The sequence below is a fragment of the Corallococcus llansteffanensis genome, assembly GCF_003612055.1.
Classification (GTDB): domain Bacteria; phylum Myxococcota; class Myxococcia; order Myxococcales; family Myxococcaceae; genus Corallococcus; species Corallococcus llansteffanensis.
Genome location: NZ_RAWB01000783.1, coordinates 1 through 3,687 on the forward strand (window position 1 = coordinate 1; position 3,687 = coordinate 3,687).

General features: G+C 76.0%; 2 protein-coding genes. Both read left to right on the top strand.

From position 1 onward, the window contains the following. Positions 1 to 2,652, top strand: a 2,652-nt coding sequence (locus D7V93_RS47555; RefSeq protein ID WP_120648297.1) for an ATP-binding protein, incomplete at its 5' end; no start/stop codon positions are given. Positions 2,653 to 2,760: 108 nt separating this feature from the next. Continuing rightward, positions 2,761 to 3,600 (top strand): Ig-like domain-containing protein, encoded by an 840-nt coding sequence (locus tag D7V93_RS40100; RefSeq protein WP_120648298.1) that lies wholly within the window; start codon positions 2,761 to 2,763, stop codon positions 3,598 to 3,600. The last annotated feature ends 87 nt before the right edge of the window (positions 3,601 to 3,687 follow it).

Here is a 3,687-nt window from a genome sequence, read left to right on the forward strand (position 1 = left end):
GCGCTGTCCGAGGAGCCGCCCCGCGCCGATGGAGGCGAGGACGACGACGCACCCCCGGCCCTGGGAGACGAACCCCCGGGCCCCACGGTGAAGATGCGCGCGCTGGACGCGCAGGCGCTGATGCGCAGGCTCACGCTGCTGGGCGTGTCGGGCGAGCTGTCGGACGCGGCCCGGCTGCGCGAGGTGGTGCTGTCGCTGGCGGCGCGCCACCACGTGGAAGCGGTGGCCGTGTCGCACGCGCGGTGGTGTCTGCCGTTCGGCCTGCCGCAGCCGCGCCCGGACGATGCGTCGCGGGCGCTTCGCTGCGCGGAGGACCTGGCTCTTTCAGGGGTGACGGTGCGCCGGGCGCTGGAGTCCGGCGTGGTGCGCGTGAGCACCGGCCCGGACGCGGAGGGCCCCCGCCTGTCGGGGATGGGGCTGGAGCAGACGCTCGTGCTGACGGACGCGGCGGCGCCCGGGGAGCTGCTGGTGGGCGCCTCGGTGAAGGCGCTGCTGGTGGAGGCGGGGGGCGTGCGCTTCGGCGCGTCGCGCGAGCTGCCCGGCGGCACGGCGTGGCGGGTGGAGACGGGCGCGCCCCCGGCCCGCGTGGAGTCGCTGGTGGGCCGCGACGAGGCGCTGGCCGAGGCGCGCGCGGTGGTGGACTCGGCGCGCCGGGGCGAGGGCGGCGCGAGGCTCTTCGTGGGCCCCACGGGCGTGGGACGCAGCCGCTTCCTGGAGGCGGTGGCGGAGCTGGCCGCGGGCGCCGCGCCGCTGCGGGTGGTGCATGCCTGGGGCGGCGACCCCCGCTCCGCGGGCGCATTGGGCTTGTGGCGCACGGTGTTCGTCGCGCTGTCCCGCGCCGCGTCGGGCGCGGACGCGTCGGCCCCGCCGCTGTCGGGCCTGGGCCTCTCCGAACCGGAGGCGCAGGTGCTCTGGCGGAGGCTCGCGCGGGGCGCGCCGGTGGGCGGACACCTGGCGGCGGGGGACGGGCTGGTGATGGAGGCGCTGCGGCGCGTGGCGCAGCCGGCGGGGCTCCTGCTGCTGGTGGACGACGTGCACCGCGTGGATGGCACGTCGCTGGAGCTGCTCGCCACGGTGCTGGCGACGAAGGACCTCCGCGTGGCGCTGGTGGGCACGGGGGACGTGGACGGGGTGCCCGCGGCCCTGGCGTCGCTGCCGGCCACGGTGCTGGAGGGGCTGTCGTCCTCGGAGCTGAACGCGCTGCTGACCGCGAGCCTGGGCATGCCCCTGTCGCCTTCGCTGGAGCGGGCGGTGGGGGACCGGGTGCGAGGCAATCCCGCGCACGCGCTGGCCCTGGTGCGGCTGCTCATCGCGGTGGGGGTGTTGCAGCGCACGGAGGAGGGCTTCCAGACCAACGGCGCGCTGTCCGTCGCGGCGCTGCCCCAGGACCTGGGGCAGGTGCTGGGCGCGCGGCTGGAGCTGCTGCCCTCCGCGTCGCTGCGCTTCCTCCAGCGCGCCGCGGTGGAGGGCTCGCTCTTCTCCGCGGAGCTGGTGCGGGCGTCGCTGCCAGGCTCGGACGGCGCGGAGGTGCTCGACGACGCGGAGTGGGTGGTGCCCGTGCCCCAGCAGCCCGGCATCTTCCGCTTCACGCGGGAGGAGGCGCGGCAGGTGCTGCGCGAGCGGTTGTCGCCCTCGCAGCTGCGGAGCGCGCACGAGGAGCTGGCGGAGACGCTGGAGCGCGAGGCCTTCGCCCTGGAGCCGGCCCGCGAGGTGCGGGTGGCCGACCACCTGCTGGGGGCGGATGCGCCCGGCGCGCAGGCCGCGTGCGAGCGGGCGGGAGACGCGTTCGCGGCGCGGGGCGAGTGGCGCGCGGCGGTGGAGTTCTACCGCTGGGCCCTGGGCCGGGCGCCCGGAGCGACGGCGACGGTGGTGCGCTGGCAGTTGAGCGTGCTCGCGCGCGCGGCGGGGTGTCTCACCCAGGTGGAGCCCGCGGCCGTGGACGGGCTGGTGACGCCGTGGCTGGACCGCGTGTCGGTGATGCAGACGCCCGGCACGTGGGCGGAGGCCGCGCGGCGGCTGGCCGTCGCGGAGCTGAAGCTGGGGCGCGTGGGGGACGCGGAGGTGCGCCTGAGCATGGCGCAGGGCCCGGCGAGCGCGGATCCGGAGGTGGAAGCGCTCATCCTCGGAGACCTGGCGCGGGTGCGCGAGGCCAAGGGCGAGACGACGGCCGCGGTGGAGCTGCTGGCGCGGGCCTTCCAGCGCATGGGGAACCGGGCCGCGCGGGCGCCGGACTTCTATTGGGAGCACTACCTGCTGCTGGGGCGGCTGCAGCAGCGGCTGGGGCAGCTGGACCGGGCGCGGGTGGCCTTCACGCGCGCGGCCGAGCAGGCGCGGTCGGTGGCCAGCGCGGTGGGGCAGGCGCGGGCCCTGTCGCAGCTCGCGGGCCTGCGGGTGCTCGCGGGGGAGCCGGCGCAGGCGCTCACGGAGCTGGAGCGCGCGCTCATCCTCGCCGAGCAGGGAGGCGATGCCCAGGAGGTGGCGCGCATCCACTTCAACGCCGGGCGGTTGCTGGTGGCGGGAGGCCGGGTGCCGGAGGCGCGCGAGCGGCTGGAGCAGGCGAGGGAGCGCGCCCGGGTCGCGGGCTGGCGGGAGGGCGAGGCCCTGGCCGCGCAGGTGCTGGGGACGATGGAGGGCCGGGCCACTCGCCGCTGAAGGGGCCTGGAGGTGTCAGCAGGCGTGCAGGCGGCCATGGTTTTCCCGCCTGTCGCGTGAGGGGTCGTTAGACTGCCGCTCCTCCCCTTCCGTTCCAAGACTGCCTTTGTGAAGACGTTGCGCCTGCCCTCCCATTCCCTGTTGGGTCTCCTCGCGCTGGGTGTCCTCGGCGCGTGCGGACCGTCGCCGACGACCATCACCCTCGAGCCGCCCGAGCTGCGCTACCTGCGCACGCAGGGGCAGAACCTTCCGCTGAACTACACGGTGCTGGACGCGGACGGGCGCCGGATGATGGACGCACGGCTGAGGTGGACCAGCTCCGCGCCGGACGTGGCCTCCGTGCTGGAGGACGGCACGGTGGTGGCGCGCAAGTCCGGCAAGACCATCATCGGCGTGCAAGGCGGAGGGGCGAAGGCGGCGCTGCCGTTGGACCTCACCATCCTCGCCTCGCTGGACGTGCGCGCGCCGGGCGCGGACTTCGTGGAGATGGGGCGCACCATCAAGCTGAAGGTGGTGGCGCGCAACGAGGTGGGCCACGTCATCCCCGACGCAGTGCCCACCTTCCGCTCCAGCAACGAGGCCGTGGCGCACGTGGAGAACGGGGAGCTCATCGCCTCGACGGCGGGCCTGGCCACCGTCACCGCGACGCTGGGGCACCTGAACCGGGCCATCGCCGTGCAGGTGGTGCCGCCGGACTTCGCCCGCCTGGGGCTGAACCTCACCTCGTACACGTTCAAGAAGAAGGGCCAGTCGGTGCAGGTCCAGGCGCGCGCGTACAACCGCAACGGCGCGGTGTTGGACCGCGTGCCGCTGGAGTGGTTCAGCTCCAACTCCGCCGTGGTGACGGTGTCGCCCGAGGGCCGGGTGACGGCCGTGGGACAGGGCCGCGCGGTGGTGTCCGTGGTGGCCGGCCGGCGCCGCACCGCCGCGGACTTCATCGTCGAGTAGCCCCGGCCGGCCCCGCGCCTACTTCTTCTTCGCGGGCGGCGCGGGGGACTTGGGCGCGGAGGACTTGGACGTGGAGCCCTTGCGGCC